Below are 18,398 nucleotides of genomic sequence, written 5' to 3' on the forward strand. Positions count from 1 at the left end.
TTCAGTCAGTCCAGGGTCGTGCGCGAACGGGCGATGGTGAGCGTCCCCACCGCCAGCAGGAAGACGCAGAGCGCCAGAAGGTCCGGCCCCATGTCGCCCAACACCTGGCCCTTCAGCAGCGACCCACGGATCACCCGCAGGAAGTGGGTCGTCGGCAGGCACTCGCCGAGCAGCCGCGCCCAACCCGGCAGGCCGAAGAAAGGGAACATGAATCCGGAAAAGAACAGCGACGGCAGCATGTAGAAGACCGACATCTGCATCGCCTGCAGCTGGCTGCGCGCGAGCGTCGAGATCAGGTAGCCCAGCGCCAGGTTGGCGGTGATGAACAGCACCACGCCCACGCCCAGGGCGAACCAGCCGGCCACGGTCTGGGCCAGGGGCACGCCGAACAACAGCTTGGCCAGGCTCAGCACCACGAAGGCCTGCACGAGGCCCACGAGCACATAGGGCGCAAGCTTGCCGATCATCACCTCCAACGGGGTGGCCGGCGTCGACAGCAGGGTCTCCTGGGTGCCGCGCTCGACCTCGCGGGTCACCGCCATGGCGGTCATCATCACCAGCGTCATCGACAGGATGATCGCCAGGAGGCCCGGCACGATGTTGTAGGCGCTGATCCCGGCGGGGTTGTAGAGCCGGTGGACCACCACCTCGAAGGCGGGCTTGGCGGGCGTCCTCGCCAGCGGGCCCTTCAGGTCGTGCCGCAAGGCCTCCGCAGGCAGGGACGCCACCGCTGCGGCGACCCCCGCCGCGGCCTGCGGATCAGCGGCGTCGATCTCCGCCAGGATCTGCGCGCCATCGCTCTTGATCACCCGTTGCGAGAAGTCCGGGGGGATGGTCAGGCCCAACAGCACCCGGCCTTGCCGCATCAACCGGTCCATCTCCGCCTCCGACGTCGGCAGATGGCGCACGTCGACATAGCCCGTGCGCTCCAGGCTTGCGACCACGGCGTCGGCCAGCCGGCCATGATCGTGGCTGACCACAGCGGCCGGCAGGTGCTTGGGATCGGTGTTGATGGCGTAGCCGAACAACAACAGCTGCATTAGCGGCAGCACCAGGATCATGGCGTAGGTCACCCGGTCGCGACGCAGCTGGGTGAACTCCTTCACCATGACCGCGAAGATGCGAAGCGCCGACAGCCCCTTCATGCCGCGTACCGATCGTCGGCCTCGCTGGACATCAGCTGGATGAACACGTCCTCCAGCGACGGGGCGACCTCGCTCCAGGTGAAGGCGTCACGGTAGGGCGCGATCGCCCGCTCCAAAGCGGCCTTGTCCGTCCCGCTCACATGCACCGCCGCCCCGAAGGCCGAGGCGCTCAGCACCCCGGGCTGCTGCTCCAGCGTCCGCGCCACGCGATCGACGCCCGCGCCTTCGCCGTTGAAGGTCACCAAATGTGAGGCGCCGATGATCTCGGCGGCCGTCCCCCGCGCGATCAGACGACCGTAAAGAATGTAGCCGATGTCATGGCAGCGCTCGGCCTCGTCCATGTAGTGGGTCGAGACCAGGACCGTCAGACCCTCCGCCGCCATGGCATGGATCTCGTCCCAGAACTCGCGGCGCGCCTTGGGATCGACACCGGCCGTAGGCTCGTCCAGCAGCAGCAGGCGGGGCTCATGCAAGGTGGCGGCCGCCAGCGCCAGCCGCTGTTTCCAGCCGCCCGATAAAGCGCCGGCCAGCTGCTTGCGCCGATCGGCGAGGCCCAGCCGCTCCAGCACCGCCCACACCCGCTCGCGCCGCCGATCCAGGCTGTGGACACGGGCGACGAAGGCGAGATTCTCCTCGATCGTCATGTCCTCGTAGAGCGAGAACTTCTGGGTCATGTAGCCGGTCTGGCGCTTGATCGCCTCCTGGTCCTTGCGGAAGTCCAGCCCCAGCACCTCGCCCTCGCCGCTATCGGGCGTCAGCAGGCCGCAGAGCAGCCGCAGGGTCGTCGTCTTTCCGGAGCCATTGGGCCCGAGAAACCCGGTGATCCGTCCTTCCTCCACGGCGATCGTGACGTCGCGCACCACATGCTTATCGCCGAAGCTCTTGTTCAGCCCGCGCACGTCTATGGCGGCGGTCATGGAAGGAGGCTCACATTCAGCGGCTGGCCGGGCGTGAACGCGCGCGAGCTATCCGGCGCCGCCTCGACCATGAAGACCAGCTTGTCGCGGACATCGAGGCTGTAGATCACGGGCGGGGTGTATTCCGGCCGCGCGGCCACGAACTCCACCGTGGCCGTCAGCCCGGCGGCGCAGCCGTCGCAGGCCACAGCGACCTTGGTCCCCGGCCGCACCTCGGCGACGCGGCGCTCAGGCGCATAGAAGCGGATCTTCACCTCGTCGTCGGGCGTGATGGCGATCACGGCGGCGTTCGCGGCGATGCTCTCGCCGGGGCGGTACATGATGTCGATCACCCGGCCGGCCTTGGGCGCCCTCGGCGCAAGGTCCCCCAGCTCCCGTGTCGCACCGGCCAGGCCCGCCCGCGCTTGCGCGACGCCGGCCTTCGCCGCGTCGATGCCGGCCCGCGCGCCCGTGGCTTCGGTCTGCGCCGCGTCGCGTCGACCGATCGCCTGGGCCGCCGCAGCGCGGGCGCGCTCGATCTCGATCGCAGCCACGGCCGAGGCGTTATCTCCCCTCGCGGCGAGCAGCCGCGCCAACTCCGCCTGGGCGCGAACGGCGTCGGCTTGCGCGGCCGCCAGGTTCGCACTCGCGCGGCCCAGCGCGGCCTGCTGCTGCGCGGCCTGCGCCTCGCTGGCGCTGACGCCGGCGCGGGCCCGGTCGGCGGCGGCGGCCCGAACCGTCGGGTCGATGCTGAACAGCGGCTGGCCCGCCGCCACGCGCTGCCCACGACGCACCGCGATCTCGCCCACCGTCCCGGCCACCGGCGAGGTCATGTAGAGATCGTCGGAAACGACATAGCCGGTGAAATCACCCGTCGCCCGCTCATGGCGCGGCCACAACAGGAAGGCGACGACGGCGACCACTGCGACGCCCGCGCCGAGGGCGATGCGCTTCGCCGGACTGTTCTTCAGGTCGATCATCGCTCAGCTTCCCATCCGCCCCCGAGGGCCTTCACCAGCGCCGTCGTGTCTTCGGCTTGCTGGGCCTGCGCCTGGATCTCGGCGTCGTGCGCCTGCAAGGCCGCGAGCCTGGCCTCCAAGCTCTCCGTGGCGCCGATCAGACCATTGGCCTCGCGGGTCCGGCTTGCCTGTGCGACCTTCTCGGCGGCCGTCGCCGCGCTGGCCAACCGCTCCCGCCGCATCGCGTCGGCCTCGAGCCGACTGAGCGCATCTTCCGTCTCCTTCAGCGCCGTCAGCAACTGACCCCGCCACGCGGCGTCGGCCTCATCGGCCGCCGCGCGGCGACCGGCCAGGGTCGCGCGGCGGCGCCCGCCATCCAGCAGCGGCAGGCTGGCGCGCACCGCCCCCGTCGCCTGCAGACTGTCGGCGGACAACAGGCTCGACAGCGCGATCGACGCCAACTGCGCCGTCCCGCTGAGCGTGAGTTTCGGATAGAGATCGGCGCGCGCCGCAGCCGCATCCGCATCCGCCGCCGCCAACCGCAACTCCGCAGCGCGCAGGTCCGGCCGCCGCCGCAACAGGTCTGCTGGCAGACCCGCAGGAATTTGCGGCGCGTCGGGCGCGGTCGCGGTCGTGGCCACCATCAAAGCCAGGGGCGGCTGGCCGGTCAGGGCCGCCAGCGCATGCAAGCGCGCCTGCGCCTCCGCTGCGAGCAAAGCCCGCGCCGCCGCAGCCTGATCGCGCGCCGCGGTTCGCCGACCCGTATCCCGCGCATCGATCAAGCCATGTCGCGCCCGCGCCTCGCTGGCCGCCAGCATCGTCCCGTGCGCGGCCAGGATCTCGTCGGCGACCGCGAGCCGCCGCTTCAGGGCGCCATATTGAAAGTATGTCCGCGCCACCTCTGCCGAAAGGCGGACGCGGGCGTCCCGGGCCGTCCAGACCGCCGCCTCGGCGCGCGCCCGCGCAGCGCCTTGGCCTGCACGCCGGAGGCCGAAAAGATCCAGCTCCCAGGCCGCATCGAATCCCGTCTGGTAGGTGGTGAAGGCCTCGCCCGGCAATCCCAGGCCGCCGCTGTTTCCGCCATCGCCGCCGGTCAGCCGCGTCAGCCCCGGCGGCAGAGCGTTCTCGCTAAGCTGAGTGGTCGTCGCGCCCGCGCCCAGGTTCAGGCTCGGACCCAGCGCCGCTTGGGCCACCCGCGCCTCAGCGCGTGCCTGGGCGATCCGCGCCTGGGCGATCGCCATGTCCGGATTGTCCGCCAGGGCGCGATCGATCAGCTGCGTCAGCTGAGGATCGTCGAACGCCCGCCACCAAAGCGCCAGCTGCGCCTCCTCGGCCGCGGCGCTCGTACTGAATGCCGCCGGGGCGACCGGCGCGGATCGCTCCAGCGGCGCGCTCGCGCAACCCGCGATCATGGCCAGCAGCGAGACGGAAACGAACATCCTCATCCCGCAAACATAATTTGAATGACTGGTCAGTCAATAAAATAGAAGCATCATCCCGGGCTCGTCGCGGTAATGACGTCCGGGGAAAAACGGCGCGCGCCTACTTCGCCTTCGCCGCTTCCACAGCGCGCATCACCCGCAGGACATTGCCGCTCCAGACCTTGGCGCAATCGGCCGGGGAATAGCCGTCATTCAGCAGGCGCTCGGTGATCTTCCAGTTCATCGAGACATCCTCGAGGCCCGCCACGCCGCCGCCGCCGTCCATGTCGAGACCCACGCCCACATGGTCGATGCCGGCGACTTTGATGGCGTGCTCCAGATGCGCCATGAAAGTTTCGAAGCTGGCCTGGGGCACGGGATATTGCGCCTCTATCGCCGCGCGACGGACCTGGAAGGCCTTACGCCGCTCAGGCGTCATCCGGCGCGGCGAGCCGGCTTCGCGGAACAGCGCGCCCAGCGCCGCGTCCCTTTCGGGGATCTTCGGCTGATCGACCATATAGGCCGAAAACGCCAGGATCTGGATCACGCCGCCCTTGGCCGCCAACGCTTTCAGCCGCGCGTCGTCAAGATTGCGCGGGTGGTCATGCACGCCCTTCACGCCTGAATGAGACAGCACGATCGGCGTGGTCGACAGCGCCAGCATCTGGTCGAACACCGCATCCGAGGAATGACTGGCGTCGAGGATGATCCCCAGGCGGTTGGCCTCGGCCACGAAGGCCCTGCCCTTGTCGCTCAGACCGTTCCACTTGGCCGCGTCGGTGGCGGAGTCCGCCAGGTCGTTGGTCTTGAAATGCGCCGGGCCCATCATCCGCACGCCCAGGTCATAGAAGGTCTTCATCAGCGACAGGTCGGCCTCGACCGGCTGGCTGTTCTCCATGCTGATGTAGACGATGCGCTTGCCTTCGGCGGCGATCCGCGCGGCGTCGTCAGCCTCGGTCGCCAGGGCGAACCTTTCGCCATGCTTGGCGACCATCTCATGGATCTCCGTGGCCCGGATGATCGCCATGTCGCGCGCCGCCCGGTCGCCCGCCGGCGTGACGGGCTGGGCCGAGGTGAAGACCGCGAAGAAGCCGCCGTCCAGTCCGCCTTCGACCATCCGCGGATAGTCGACCTGGGTGCCGTCATCGGCCTGCCGGTGGCGGTCCATGATGTCCCAGCCGGGCATGGAGAAGCTGGCCGGTGTGTCCAGGTGCGTGTCCAGCGCGATCAGCTTCTCGTGGATCCGCCGCGCGGCGCGGGGGCTCTGGGCCTCCGCTGCGCCCGCCGTCAGCGCCAGAACCGCTGCGCCCATCACCACCCAAGCCCGCCGCATCATCCGCTCCCTGTCCGAAGCGGCCACTCTAAGCGCAACCTTGGGCGGCCGTCAGGCCTTCGCGAACACCGCGCCGAGAATCCGTTCCAGCCACTCAGCGTCGATCGCGTCGAAGGCGGCAGGCTCCGTCGAGTCCACATCAAAGACGGCGATCAAGGCGCCGGCCGCGTCAAACACGGGCACGACGATCTCGCTGGCCGACCGACTGTCGCAGGCGATGTGCCCTGGAAAGGCGTGCACATCCTCAACCACCTGGGTCGTCCGCGTCTGCGCCGCCGTCCCGCAGACGCCGCGACCGAAAGCGATCCGCAGGCAGCCCAGCGTTCCCTGGTAGGGGCCGACCACCATCTCATCGCCCTTCGCCGGGTCGACCACATAGAAGCCCGTCCAGAAATAAGGGTCGAAGCTCGAGGCCAGCATGGAGGCGACGGTCGCCATCCGCGCGGTGATGTTCGTCTCGCCGTCCAGCACCGAAGCGATCTCTTCGGCCACGGTCCGATACCGTTCGGCCTTGGCTTGCGGCAGGCTCAGTTCGTTGAAGGCTTCGGCCATGTTCGCTCCTAGTCTCCGCTCCAGGCGGTGAGATCGCCTGCGCCCTGCATGACTTTCGCGGCCAGACCTGCAGCGCCGCTGAGCACCTGGCCGTTGTAGAAACGGGCCAGCGTCGCGCAGTCCTCTGATCCGGCCAGCTGCGCTTCACGCGCCAGCGCCCAGCCGCCTATCACATCGCCGGCGAGCTGCAGATAGGCCGTCGCACCCGCCAGGGCATCCGCCCCCGGATGTGCGAGCGCCCATTCCGTCGCCGCGCTCAGCGCCGAAAGCCCTTCGGCGAGGCCCGGCGCGTCGGCCTGCGCCATCTCGGCGATCAGCGCCCGCATCGCCGCGCCCTCGTCGAGCCGCAGCTTGCGACCGATCAGATCGATCGCCTGAACGCCGTTGGTCCCCTCATAGATCGGCGTGATCCGCGCATCCCGGTAGAGCTGCGCCGCGCCCGTCTCCTCGATGAACCCCATCCCGCCATGGACCTGAAGGCCCAGCGACGCGGCCTCGACGCCGACATCCGTCGACCAGGCCTTGGCGATCGGGACCAGCAGCATTTGCCGTGCGGCGGCCTGCGCCGCCTCCTCGCCCTCGGCTTGCTCAGCCAGGTCCGCCAGCACTGCGGTCATCAGGCAGATTCCCCGCGCCGCTCGCGTCTTGGCGGTGATCAGCATGAGGTTCCGCCGCACGTCCGGGTGGTCGAATATCGGCCCGTCGCCGCTGCCCAGCACGGTCGCGCCCTGCCGCCGGTCGCGGGCGTAGCCCAGCGCCAGCTGCCGCGCGGCCTCGGCCACGCCGACGCCCTGGACGCCGACCTGCAATCGCGCGGCGTTCATCATGACGAACATCGCCGCCAGCCCCTTGTGCGGCTCGCCGACCAGCTCCGCGGCGCAGCCGTCGTAGGCCATGACGCAGGTGGGTGAACCGTGGATGCCCAGCTTGTGCTCCAGCGACACCACCGAGAAACTGTTGCGTTCGCCCAGCGACCCGTCGGCGCCGATCAGGTGCTTCGAGGCCAGGAACAGGCTGATGCCCCGCACGCCCGCCGGGGCGTCAGGCAGGCGCGCCAGCACCATGTGGCAGATGTTGTCGGTCGCGTCGTGGTCGCCGAAGGTGATGAAGATCTTCTGGCCCGTCAGCCGGTATCCGCCCGGCCCGTCCGGCTCGGCGCGGCAGGTGAGCGCAGCAAGGTCCGTGCCGGCCTGGGGCTCGGTCAAACACATGGCGCCGGTCCATTCGCCGCTGACCAGCTTGGGAAGGACCAGCGTCTTCTGCCGCTCATTCCCCAGCAGGCTCAACGCTTCGATCGCACCTGCGGTCAGCATCGGGCAGAGGCTGAAGGACAGGTTGGCGCCGGCCAGCATTTCCGACAGCGCTGAGGCCAGCCCCCGGGTCAGTCCCTGCCCGCCGTGGGCCTCAGGCGCCGCCAGGGAATTCCAGCCGCCCGCCACAAAAGCCTGGTAGGCCGCGGCGAATCCGTCGGCCAGCACCACGCCGTCTGACGTCAACCGCGCGCCTTGCCGGTCGCCGGACCTGTTCAGGGGAGCCACCTGTTCGTCGACAAAGACCGCCGCGGCGTCCAGCACGGCGGCCACCGTGGAGGCGTCCAGTTCGGGGAAAAAGCGTTCGCGCAGGGCGTCATGGCCCGCCGCCGAGAGCGACAGCGCCAAGTCCGCGACAGGAGCCGAATAGGTCATGGCCGAAGCCTAAATCGCATCCGGTGAAAGTGTGAGCGCTTTCGCCACTCGCCATGAAGCAGCGGCGCCCAAAGCTTTGGCGCCCACGGCCTTGCGACCGCTCCAGCGTCTCCCGGCCATGGCTCAACGGTGAACGCAGTGCATCAGAGTGTGACGGCTCCGCGTCGAGCCCGCTGATGGAGTTTCGTATGTCCAGGATTCCGATGACCCGCCGCGCCTTGATCGAACGCCTCGCCATGGTCGGCGGGGTCAGCCTGATGATGACGGGGATGCAGGCGCTGGGTTACGGCATCGCCTCCGCCGCAGAGGGACCGCCAGCCTTGCCCGGCTCTGGCGCCGGCAAGTCGGTGGTGATCCTCGGCGCTGGAGTCGCGGGCCTGGCGGCGGCCATGGAGCTGTCCAAGGCCGGCTACGATGTGAAGGTGTTGGAGGCGCGCAGCTTCGCCGGCGGCCGCGCCCAGACGGCGCGTAAGGGCTTCACCCTGACCGAGCTCGGCGGCGATCCGCAGGCCTGCGACTTCGACGACGGCCACTACATCAACCACGGCCCGTGGCGGATCCCGTACCATCACTACTCCACCCTGCACTACGCCAAGTCGCTGAAGGTGCCGATGGAGCTGTTCAACAACGATAACGACGCCTCCTATCTCTACTTCGAGAAGGGTACGGGTCCGCTCGCCGGCAAGCCGATCCGCAAAGGTCAGGTCGCCGCCGACGCCCGCGGTTACGCCGCCGAGATCCTGGCCAAGGTCGCCACCCGAGGCGGCATGGACGACCTGGTCACCGCCGCCGACAAGGAAAAGCTGATCGCCTACATGATCGCCGAAGGCTTCCTGTCGCCGACGGACCTCGCCTACCACGGCGCCGACGGCCGCGGCTTCGAGGTTGATCCCGGCGCCGGCGTCGATCCTGGTCCCGGCAAGCCCTCCAAACCCTTCGCCTTCACCGATGTCCTGAACTCGGGCCTCTGGCGCGTCCTGTCCTCGGTCGCCCACTGGGACCAGCAGCGCACCATGTTCCAGCCGGTCGGCGGCATGGACCAGATCGCGCTCGCCATGGCCAAGACCCTGGACGGCAAGATCAGCTTCTCCACCGTCGTCGAGAAGGTCCGCCAGGGCGCCAAGGGCGTCGAGGTCTCGGTGACCACCAATGGCCAGCGCTCGACCGTCAAGGCCGACTACTGCATCTGCACCATTCCGCTGTCGGTTCTGCGCTCCGTCGACCTGCAGGTGACGCCGGCCTTCAAGGCCGCGATCAACGCCCCGGCCTATGCGCCCGTCGGCAAGATCGGCCTGCAGATGAAGTCGCGCTTCTGGGAGGAGAAGCACGCGATCTACGGCGGCCACGTCTACACCGACGACTCCACCATCAACTCCATCGCGTTCCCGTCGAGCGATTGGTTCGCGCAGAAGGGCGTCCTGCTCGGCTACTACAACTTCGGCGCCGACGCGGCCAAGATCAGCGGCCTCACCCCGGACGAACGCGCCGCCCACGCCGTCGCCTTCGGCCAGAAGGTGATGCCGGAGTACGCGGCGAACTACGAGAAGTCCTTCTCCGTCGCCTGGCACCGGGTGCAGTACAACCTCGGTGGCTGGGTCGAGTGGAGCGAAGACGCCCGCAAGGAGGCCTATCCGATCCTGTGCGAACCCGATGGCCGGATCTATCTGGCCGGCGAGCACATGAGTTACATCAACGGCTGGCAAGCCGGCGCCATCGAGAGCGCCTGGCAGCAGGTCGAAAAGCTCCACCGCCGCGTGCAGGCCGCCGCCTGAGTCCCAAGAACCATGACCCTGAAAACCCGCACCGCCCTCATCGCCGCCGCCCTCGCCGTGGCGCTCCCCTCCGCCGGCTGGGCCGCGCCGTCCGGCCTGCAGCTGTTCGGCGACAACTGCGCCGCCTGCCACATGCGCACCGGCGTCGGCATCCCCGGCGCCTTCCCGGCGCTGAAGGCCAGCAAGTTCGTCAACGGCGACCCCAAGGCCGTCAGTCAGACCGTGCTGAACGGCCGCGGCGGCATGCCCGCGTTCAAGACCTCGTTGAACGACGCCGACATGGCCACCGTCCTGACCTTCATCCGGTCCTCGTGGGGCAACAAGGGCGCCGCAATCACCCCCGCCCAGATCGCCGCCGCAAGAAAGGCCCCATACAAGCCCGCCGCCTCGGCGCTCCAGGCGCACTAGGTGTCGAAGCTATGAAGGTTGTTCACCCGGGACAGGGCTGAGAGGCTGGGGTTGCAAAGCTCCAACTCCTAACCCGGAAGGTCCCGGATGAACGTCCACCAGAATGCCCGTCTGACGCCTGGGGGTCGAGCGCTGCTGGCGCGGCGCGTGTCGCAAGGCTGGACGGCGAAGGCGGCGGCGGAGGCGGCAGGGGTGTCGCTGCGGACAGCGCGCAAATGGATCGCCCGGCATCGTCGCGGCGGCGAGCGAAGGCATCACGACCGCAGCTCGGCGCCGCGACGATGTCCGCGCAAGGTGGCTGCGGCTCGTGTGGCTGAGATCGAGCAACTGCGGCGTCAGCGGATGACCGGTCCGGCGATCGCCCGGACGCTGGGCATGGCCCGCTCGACGGTGGGGGCTATCCTGCGCCGGCAGGGGCTGGGCAAGCTGGCCGCGCTCGATCCGAAGCCGCCGGTGATCCGCTACGAGCACAGCCGACCGGGCGCGATGATCCATCTGGATATCAAGAAGCTCGGCCGCTTCGACGTCGCCGGCCACCGCGTCACCGGCGACCGCCAGCTCGGCCGCTCGCGCCGCGCTGGCTGGGACTTCCTGCACGTCTGCGTCGATGACGCTTCGCGCCTGGCCTACACCGAGATCCTGTCTTCGGAAGGCCAACTCGACACCACCGGCTTCCTCGAACGCGCCCTGGCCTGGCTCGGCCGTTGCGGCGTCCGCGTCGAGCGGGTGATGACCGACAACGGCTCGGCCTACCGTTCCAAGCTCTTCGCCAACGCCCTGCAGGCCGCCGGCGCCCGCCACGTCCGCACCCGGCCGTACACGCCCAGGACCAACGGCAAGGCCGAGCGCTTCATCCAGACCAGCCTCAGGGAGTGGGCCTACGCCAAGCCCTACAGCTCATCGGCTGAACGCGCCCAAGCCATCGGACCCTGGATCGACGCCTACAACCTCAGCCGACCTCACGCCGGCATCGGCGGACTCTCACCCTGGACAAGGGTGAACAACCTTCTTGGAAACGACAACTAGGCGAAGCCTTATTAACGCTCACGATCCCGTTCATTTATTGAACCACTAGGTTGACGCCCGTCACGGTTCAGCCGCACGTTCACCCTTCAGACGACGCAAGGTCCGCCTTGCGAGCGCGCGCCGCGGACAACGCAGCGCGATACGAAGGGATCGGACATGCGCTCAACCCAGACACTTCGCGCCGCGGCCTCCATCGCGGTGCTCGCCGCGCTGTCCATCGGCGCGAACGCCCAGGCGCAAACGACCGCTGAGACCGGCGTCCAGGCCGACAGCGCCGACCTGACCGTCGACGCCCTGATCGTCACCGCCCAGAAGCGCGAGCAGAACCTGCAGGACGTGCCGGTCGTCGTGACCTCCTTGCCGGAGAAGCTCCTGCAGAATTCGGGCGTGCGCGACATCAAGGACCTGACCTTGCTGACCGCCGGCATGATCGTCACCTCGACGACGTCGGAGGCCTCGACCACGGCGCGCATTCGCGGCGTCGGCACGGTCGGCGACAACCCGGGCCTCGAATCTTCCGTGGGCGTCGTCATCGACGGCGTCTACCGGCCGCGCAACGGCGTCAGCTTCGGCGACCTCGGCGAGATGCAGCGCATCGAGGTTCTGAAAGGCCCGCAAGGCAGCCTGTTCGGCAAGAACACCTCGGCCGGCGTCATCAACGTCCTCACCAAGGGCCCCGAGTGGACCTTCGGCGGCCAGGCTGAGGCCACCTATGGAAACTACGACGCCCGCGGCGCCTCGGTCTCGGTGACCGGCCCGATCATCCCCGACAAGCTCGCCGGCCGCCTCTATGTCGTCGGCCGCGAGCGCGACGGCTTCAACGACGTCGTGGTCGGCAAGGGCCCGAACACCGTCACCCAGGACGCCGACCAGGAATTCTGGTCGGTCCGCGCCCAGGCCCTGTTCACCCCGGCCGAAGACGCGACCTTCCGCTTCATCGCCGACTACACCAACCGCTCTGAAAACTGCTGCGGCGCCGTGCAGATCCGCACCGGCCCCACGGCCAGCGTGATCAACGCCCTGGCCGCGCCGTTCAAGGGCGTGTCCAACCCGGCCGATCCCTACGATCGCGTCGTCTATTCGAACCGCGGCGCCCCGCAGGACTTCATCGACATGGGCCTGTCGATGCAGGCCGACTTCGACATCGGCTGGGCCGACATCACGGCGATCACCGCGCTGCGCAACTGGAAGACCGACCAGGGCCAGGACTCGGATTTCTCCACCGCCGACATCGCCTACCGCGCCAAGGACGGCACGAACTTCGTGAAGTTCAACACCTTCAGCCAGGAAGTGCGGATCGCTGGGACGAGCGGCAAGCTGGACTGGCTGGCCGGCATGTTCTTCGCCGACGAGCGCCTGGTGAACGACAGCAATTTCCTCTTCGGCGCTGACTATGAGCGCTACTTCGGCCTGCTGCTGTCCAACGGCGCCAGCGCCAACTTCGTCGCCGCGCTCACTGGCCGCCCGCCGGGCTCCAACTTCCCGCAAGGCGCCGGCCAACGCGACCACTACAACCAGCGCGCCACCACCCTGGCCGGCTTCACCAACAACACCTTCCACGTGACCGACGCCTTCGATGTGACGGTCGGCCTGCGCTATAGCTGGGACACCAAGAAGGTCGACACCTACCAGGCCAACTCCGGCTCCAGCATCGCCTGCGCCGCGGCCCTTGGCCGGCAGGCCCAGATCGCCGGCGTGGTCGGCGCCGCCCAGACGCCGACCATCATCGGAAACCTCTGCCTGCCGTGGGCCAACCCCTTCTTCAACGGCCTGACCTACACCCAGTACGACGATGACAAGCAGTGGTCGGGCACCGTCAAGGCCTCCTACCGCTTCTCGCCGGGGGCGTTCGCCTACGCCTCCTACGCCCGCGGCTACAAGGCCGGCGGCTACAACCTCGACCGCTCGCAGTCCTCCAACGGCCTGCAGAGCGGCGGCCCGGGTGTCGTGCCGGTCACCAACACCTTCTTCGCGCCCGAGACGGTCGACAGCTACGAAGTCGGCGCCAAGACGACCCTGCTGAACCGCTCCCTGCTGCTGAACGGCTCGCTGTTCCACCAGCAGTTCGACAACTTCCAGCTGAACACCTTCCTCGGGACCTCCTTCGTGGTGCGCTCTATCCCCACCGTGAAGTCCAAGGGCGTCGACCTCGACCTCCTGTGGTTCGCGCCCGTGCGGGGGCTCTCGGTCCAGGCCGGCTACACCTATGCGCTCACCAAATATGGCGATGAGGCCGTGCCGAACGATCCGACCAACGCGCTTGTCCTTCTCCCCGGTTCGCGGCTGTCGCTCGCCCCGAAGCACTCCGCCTCGGCCGCCGTCACCTATGAGACCCCGGTGGGAACCAGCCTCAAGGCGCTCTTCAACCTCGGCGGCAAGTACGTCTCGGCCTACAACACCGGCTCCGACCTGTTCCCGCCGAAGAACCAGAGGGGCTTCACCGTGTTCAACGGCCGCGTCGGCTTCGGCTCTGACGACGAGCGCTGGATGTTCGAGTTCTGGGGCCAGAACCTGTTCAACAAAAAGTACGTGCAAGTGGCCTTCAACGGCGTGCTGCAAGGCCAGTCTGGCCTTTCCGCCACAAACCGCATCTACAATCCGGCCCTCGACACCATCACCTACGACGCCTTCCTCGGCGCGCCGCGCACCTACGGTGTGACGCTGCGGTCGAAGTTCTGAACCTCGCCAACCTCGGAGACTTTCATGATCCTCTACTACTCCCCCGGCGCCTGCAGCATGGCCGACCACATCGCGCTCAATGAGGCTGGCCTGGCCCACGACCTGGTCAAGGTCGACCTGCGCGCCAAGCAGACAGCGGGAGGCGACGACTTCTGGCAGATCAATCCCAAGGGCTATGTTCCGGCGCTGGCCCTCGATAGCGGCGAGCTCCTCACCGAGAACGTCGCCATCATGACCTGGATCGCCAGCCAGGCGCCGGGCGTGGCGGCCAAGGGCGAGCTGGCGCAGATCCGCACGATCGAGACCCTGACCTACATCTCGACCGAACTGCACAAGCAGTTCGGCGTCCTGTTCCAGGGCGGAACGGACGAGGCCAAGGCCACGGCCCGCGAACGCATCACCAAGCGGCTGTCGCTGCTCGCCCCGCGCGTGCAGGACGGCTACCTCTTCGGTCCGGAGTTCACGGTCGCCGACGCCTATCTCTTCACGGTGCTCAGCTGGTGCAAGAAGGTCGGCGTTGACCTGGCCGACCCCTTCCCCGCCTACTACGACCGCATGGCGGCCCGCGACGCGGTGAAGCGTTCGTTGCAGGAAGAAGGCCTTGCTTAAGCTTTGATCAAGAACGCCGGCGTCGTCCCGGGGATGGGACGACGCCGGCGCCTTTCGGCGGCTTCGCGCGTTGAGGCCGAACATGAGTGGGAGCGACGATGCAACCGGAAGACCTACCCGTCTCGCGGCGGGGACTGCTTGTCGGCGCAGCCGCCACCGGCGCCCTGTCCACCGCAACCCCCGCCCTGGCCCAGACCATGACAGCCGCGCCTGAAGCGCCGCCGGCGGCCACGCCGGTCACCCTGAAGATCAACGGCGAGTCGGCGACCTTCACCCTCGACAACCGCACCACGCTCTTGGACGCCCTGCGCGAGCACGCGCGGCTGACGGGCGTGAAAAAGGGCTGCGACCACGGCCAGTGCGGCGCCTGCACGGTCCACATCGACGGTCGGCGCATCAACAGCTGCCTGACGCTGGCGGTCATGCACGAGGGCGACGAGATCGTCACCATCGAGGGCCTGGGCCAGCCGGAGCATCTCCACGCCATGCAGGCCGCCTTTGTGAAGCACGACGGCTACCAGTGCGGCTACTGCACCCCGGGCCAGATCTGCTCGGCCGTCGCGGTCCTCGAAGAACTCAAGGCCGGCATCCCCAGCCACGTCACCGCCGATATCGCCGGCGCGCCGGTCGCCAGCCTCGAAGAGCTGCGCGAGCGGATGAGCGGCAACATCTGCCGCTGCGGCGCCTACTCGAACATCATCGACGCGATCGCTGAAGTCGGGGGGATCAAGGCGTGAAAACTTTCACCTATCAGCGCGCCGCGACTCCCGCCGAGGCCGCCAGGGCCGCGGCCGCCAACCCGCGCGCGAAATTCATCGCCGGCGGCACCAATCTGCTCGACCTGATGAAGCTCGAGATCGAGGCGCCCGCCCACCTGATCGACGTCAACCGCCTGGGACTCGACAGGATCGAGGACACCGCCGACGGCGGCCTGCGCATCGGGGCCCTGGTGCGCAACACCGACCTGGCCGCCGACGCCCGCGTCCGCCGCGACTATGGCGTCCTCAGCCGCGCGCTCGTGGCCGGCGCCTCGGGCCAACTTCGCAACAAGGCCACTACTGGTGGCAACCTGCTGCAGCGGACCCGCTGCCCCTACTTCTACGACACCACCCAGCCCTGCAATAAGCGCAAGCCCGGCTCCGGCTGCTCGGCGATCGAGGGCTTCAGCCGCAGCCTGGGAATCCTGGGCGTCAGCGACGCCTGCATCGCCACCTATCCCGGCGACATGGCCGTAGCGCTGCGCGCGCTCGACGCCAAGGTCGAGACGGTTCACGGCGACGGCAAGGCCCGCGTCATCCCGATCGGCGAGTTCCATCGCCTGCCGGGCGCGACGCCCAATGTCGAGACCGCTCTGACGCCGGGCGAGCTGATCACCGCCGTCACTCTGCCGCGGCCGGTGGCGGGCAAGCACATCTATCGCAAGGTGCGCGACCGGGCGTCCTACGCCTTCGCGCTCGTCTCGGTGGCGGCGATCCTGCCCAAGGACGGCGCGCCCCGCCTGGCTTTCGGCGGCGTGGCCCCGCGGCCCTGGCGGATCGAGGCGGCCGAAGCCCAAGCCGCCCACGGCGCGGACGCCGTGGCGGAAGCGGTCCTCGCCGGCGCCAAGACCACCCCCGAGAACGCCTTCAAGGTCACGCTGCTGCGGCGCACCCTGAACGGCGTGTTCGATCAAGCGAAGGCATAAGGCGATGAAGTTCGACACGCCCGCCACCACCAACCCGATCGACCGGCTGAAGATCATCGGCCAGCCGATCGACCGCATCGACGGCAAGCTCAAGACGACGGGCATGGCGCCGTACGCCTACGAGCGCCATGACGCAGCCCCGAACGCCGCCTACGGCTACATCCTGGGCTCGTCCATCGCCAAGGGCCGCATCGACTCGATCGACGTCGCCGCCGCGAAACGCGCGCCCGGCGTCCTCGCCGTGGTCACCTGGCAGAACGCCGGGCCGTTGACCAAGGCCGGCGCCCACACCGCCAGGCTGCTGGCCGGGCCCGAGGTCGAGCACTTCGACCAGGCCGTCGCCGTGGTCGTCGCCGAGACCTTCGAACAGGCCCGCGACGCCTCGCGACGCATCAAGGTGCGCTACACTGAGATCCAGGGAAGCTTCGACCTCGCCGCCGCCAAGGACAGCGCCGTCAAGCCCACCGAAGGCCAGCCCGACACCGCCGTCGGCGATTTCGCCGGCGCCTTTGCAACAGCGCCGGTCAAGCTGGACGAGACCTACACGACCCCCGACCAGTGCCACGCCATGATGGAGCCGCACGCCACCACCGCGGCATGGAACGGCGACAAGCTGACGCTGTGGACCTCGAACCAGATGATCGCCTGGGCGATCCGCGACGTCGCCGCGACGCTCAACCTGCCCAAGGAGAACATCCGCGTCGTCTCGCCCTATGTCGGCGGCGGCTTCGGCTCCAAGCTGTGGATCCGCGCCGACGTGATCATGGCCGCCCTGGGCGCCAAGGCCGCCGGCCGGCCGGTGAAGCTGGCGCTGGCCCGCGGCCAGGTGTTCAACAACACCACCCACCGCCCCGCCACCATCCAGCGCATCCGTATCGGCGCGGGCTCCGACGGCAAGATCACCGCCATCGCCCATGAAAGCTGGTCCGGCGACCTGCCCGGCGGCGGGCCCGAGACCGCGGCCAACCAGACGCGCATGCTCTACGGCGGCGCCAACCGCATGACCGCCCACCGTCTGGCGGTGCTGGATCTGCCCGAGGGCAACGCCATGCGCGCGCCTGGCGAGGCGCCAGGCCTTCACGCCCTGGAAGTCGCCATGGACGAACTGGCCGAGCGCATCGGCATGGACCCGGTCCAGCTGCGCATCATCAACGACGTCCAGTACGATCCGGAAGCCGGTCCCAAGCGCCCCTTCTCGCACCGCGACCTGATCGGCTGCCTGACGCTGGGCGCCGAGAAGTTCGGCTGGTCCAAGCGCGACCCGAAACCCGGCCGCCTGCGCGACGGCCGCTGGCAAGTGGGCCTTGGCATGGCGGCGGCGTTCCGCGGCAACCTGACCATGAAGTCGGCCGCCCGGATCGTCCTCGATTCCAAGGGCCATGTGACGGTTCTCACCGACATGACCGACATCGGCACCGGCAGCTACACGGTCATCGCCCAGACGGCGGCTGAGATGCTGGGGACGAGCGTCGCCAACGTCAGCGTCCAGTTGGGCGACTCCGCCTTCCCGGTCTCCTCCGGCTCAGGCGGCCAGTGGGGCGGCAACAGCGCCACCGCGGGCGTCTACGCCGCCTGCATGAAGCTGCGCGCGATGATCGCCGCCAAGCACGGCTTCGAAGACGCGTCCGCCGTCTACGACGGCGACGAACTGCGCGCGGGCAACCACCGCATGACGCTGGCCGAGGCCGCGGGCCCCGAAGGCCTGATCGCCGAAGACGCCATGGAATACGGCGACCTGCGCAAGACCTACGCCCAGGCCACCTTCGGCGCCCACTTCGCCGAGGTCGCCGTCGACGCCTACACCGGCGAAGTCCGCGTCCGCCGGATGCTCGCCGTCTGCGCCGCCGGCCGCATCCTCAACCCGAAGTCGGCCCGCAGCCAGGTGATCGGCGCGATGGTCATGGGCACGGGCGCAGCGCTGATGGAGCACGCCGTCGTCGACAAGCGCATGGGCGGCTTCATCAACCACGACATGGCCGAGTACCAGGTGCCCGTCCACGCCGACATCCCGCACCAGGAGGTCATCTTCCTGGACGAGGTCGACGACAAGTCCTCGCCCATGAAGGCCAAGGGCGTCGGCGAACTGGGCATCTGCGGCGTCGCCGCCGCCGTCTCCAACGCCGTCTACAACGCCACCGGCGTGCGCGTCCGCGATTTTCCGATCACCTTGGACAAGCTGCTGGTCTGAGCCAAGCCTGGGCTCCTGATCTCCAGGCATAGCCGGGTTGA

At 68.7% G+C, this 18,398-nt stretch carries 15 protein-coding genes; 8 read left to right on the plus strand and 7 right to left on the minus strand.

All coding sequences use genetic code 11. The features are described from left to right. Nucleotides 1-5: 5 nt before the first annotated feature. From BN1313_RS11970 to BN1313_RS12000, 7 genes are all read right to left on the minus strand, one after another. The gene (locus BN1313_RS11970; RefSeq protein ID WP_091740881.1) at nucleotides 6-1,145 is read right to left on the minus strand and encodes an ABC transporter permease; all 1,140 of its coding nucleotides are present in this window, start codon (nucleotides 1,143-1,145) and stop codon (nucleotides 6-8) included. Then, nucleotides 1,142-2,062 (minus strand): ABC transporter ATP-binding protein, encoded by a 921-nt coding sequence (locus tag BN1313_RS11975; protein ID WP_091740884.1) that lies wholly within the window; start codon nucleotides 2,060-2,062, stop codon nucleotides 1,142-1,144. Before BN1313_RS11975 ends, BN1313_RS11970 begins: the two co-directional genes overlap by 4 nt. Next, nucleotides 2,059-3,021 (minus strand): HlyD family secretion protein, encoded by a 963-nt coding sequence (locus BN1313_RS11980; RefSeq protein ID WP_091740887.1) that lies wholly within the window; start codon nucleotides 3,019-3,021, stop codon nucleotides 2,059-2,061. The genes BN1313_RS11975 and BN1313_RS11980 overlap by 4 nt, the downstream gene beginning before the upstream one ends. Next, nucleotides 3,018-4,439: an efflux transporter outer membrane subunit gene (locus BN1313_RS11985; protein WP_176695990.1), complete on the minus strand. Its 1,422-nt coding sequence runs from the start codon at nucleotides 4,437-4,439 to the stop codon at nucleotides 3,018-3,020. The genes BN1313_RS11980 and BN1313_RS11985 overlap by 4 nt, the downstream gene beginning before the upstream one ends. A 103-nt stretch (nucleotides 4,440-4,542) precedes the next feature. After that, nucleotides 4,543-5,754, minus strand: a complete 1,212-nt coding sequence (locus BN1313_RS11990) for a dipeptidase (RefSeq protein ID WP_218054360.1) — start codon at nucleotides 5,752-5,754, stop codon at nucleotides 4,543-4,545. A gap of 51 nt (nucleotides 5,755-5,805) precedes the next feature. Beyond that, nucleotides 5,806-6,306 carry a GAF domain-containing protein gene (locus BN1313_RS11995; protein WP_091740897.1) on the minus strand — a complete coding sequence of 167 codons (501 nt, stop codon included), beginning with the start codon at nucleotides 6,304-6,306 and terminating at the stop codon, nucleotides 5,806-5,808. An 8-nt stretch (nucleotides 6,307-6,314) separates the two neighbouring features. Continuing rightward, entirely contained in the window at nucleotides 6,315-7,991 is a 1,677-nt protein-coding gene (locus tag BN1313_RS12000) for an acyl-CoA dehydrogenase family protein (RefSeq protein ID WP_091740900.1), read from the minus strand. A 188-nt stretch (nucleotides 7,992-8,179) separates the two neighbouring features. On the opposite strand from BN1313_RS12000, the gene BN1313_RS12005 reads away from it, so the two are divergent. The 8 genes from BN1313_RS12005 (at nucleotide 8,180) to paoC (ending at nucleotide 18,357) form a co-directional block, all read left to right on the plus strand. Further along, on the plus strand, nucleotides 8,180-9,763 hold the full coding sequence (locus BN1313_RS12005; protein WP_245620183.1) for a flavin monoamine oxidase family protein: 1,584 nt from the start codon (nucleotides 8,180-8,182) through the stop codon (nucleotides 9,761-9,763). 12 nt (nucleotides 9,764-9,775) lie between these two features. After that, nucleotides 9,776-10,171, plus strand: coding sequence for a c-type cytochrome (locus BN1313_RS12010; protein WP_091740903.1), 396 nt, complete (start codon nucleotides 9,776-9,778; stop codon nucleotides 10,169-10,171). A gap of 87 nt (nucleotides 10,172-10,258) precedes the next feature. Then, nucleotides 10,259-11,197 carry an IS481 family transposase gene (locus BN1313_RS12015; RefSeq protein WP_091740906.1) on the plus strand — a complete coding sequence of 313 codons (939 nt, stop codon included), beginning with the start codon at nucleotides 10,259-10,261 and terminating at the stop codon, nucleotides 11,195-11,197. A gap of 156 nt (nucleotides 11,198-11,353) precedes the next feature. Continuing rightward, nucleotides 11,354-13,876, plus strand: a complete 2,523-nt coding sequence (locus tag BN1313_RS12020; protein WP_091740909.1) for a TonB-dependent receptor — start codon at nucleotides 11,354-11,356, stop codon at nucleotides 13,874-13,876. A gap of 24 nt (nucleotides 13,877-13,900) precedes the next feature. Continuing rightward, nucleotides 13,901-14,485 (plus strand): glutathione S-transferase N-terminal domain-containing protein, encoded by a 585-nt coding sequence (locus tag BN1313_RS12025; protein WP_091740912.1) that lies wholly within the window; start codon nucleotides 13,901-13,903, stop codon nucleotides 14,483-14,485. A 98-nt stretch (nucleotides 14,486-14,583) separates the two neighbouring features. Further along, a complete protein-coding gene (gene paoA, locus BN1313_RS12030; RefSeq protein WP_091740915.1) occupies nucleotides 14,584-15,222 on the plus strand; it encodes an aldehyde dehydrogenase iron-sulfur subunit PaoA in 639 nt (212 codons plus the stop codon). Then, the gene (locus tag BN1313_RS12035; protein WP_091740918.1) at nucleotides 15,219-16,169 is read left to right on the plus strand and encodes an FAD binding domain-containing protein; all 951 of its coding nucleotides are present in this window, start codon (nucleotides 15,219-15,221) and stop codon (nucleotides 16,167-16,169) included. Before paoA ends, BN1313_RS12035 begins: the two co-directional genes overlap by 4 nt. 4 nt (nucleotides 16,170-16,173) lie before the next feature. After that, entirely contained in the window at nucleotides 16,174-18,357 is a 2,184-nt protein-coding gene (paoC, locus tag BN1313_RS12040) for an aldehyde oxidoreductase molybdenum-binding subunit PaoC (protein WP_091740921.1), read from the plus strand. Nucleotides 18,358-18,398: the final 41 nt, after the last annotated feature.

It is taken from the genome of Phenylobacterium immobile (ATCC 35973) (assembly GCF_001375595.1).
In the GTDB taxonomy this organism is placed as follows: Bacteria; Pseudomonadota; Alphaproteobacteria; order Caulobacterales; family Caulobacteraceae; genus Phenylobacterium; species Phenylobacterium immobile.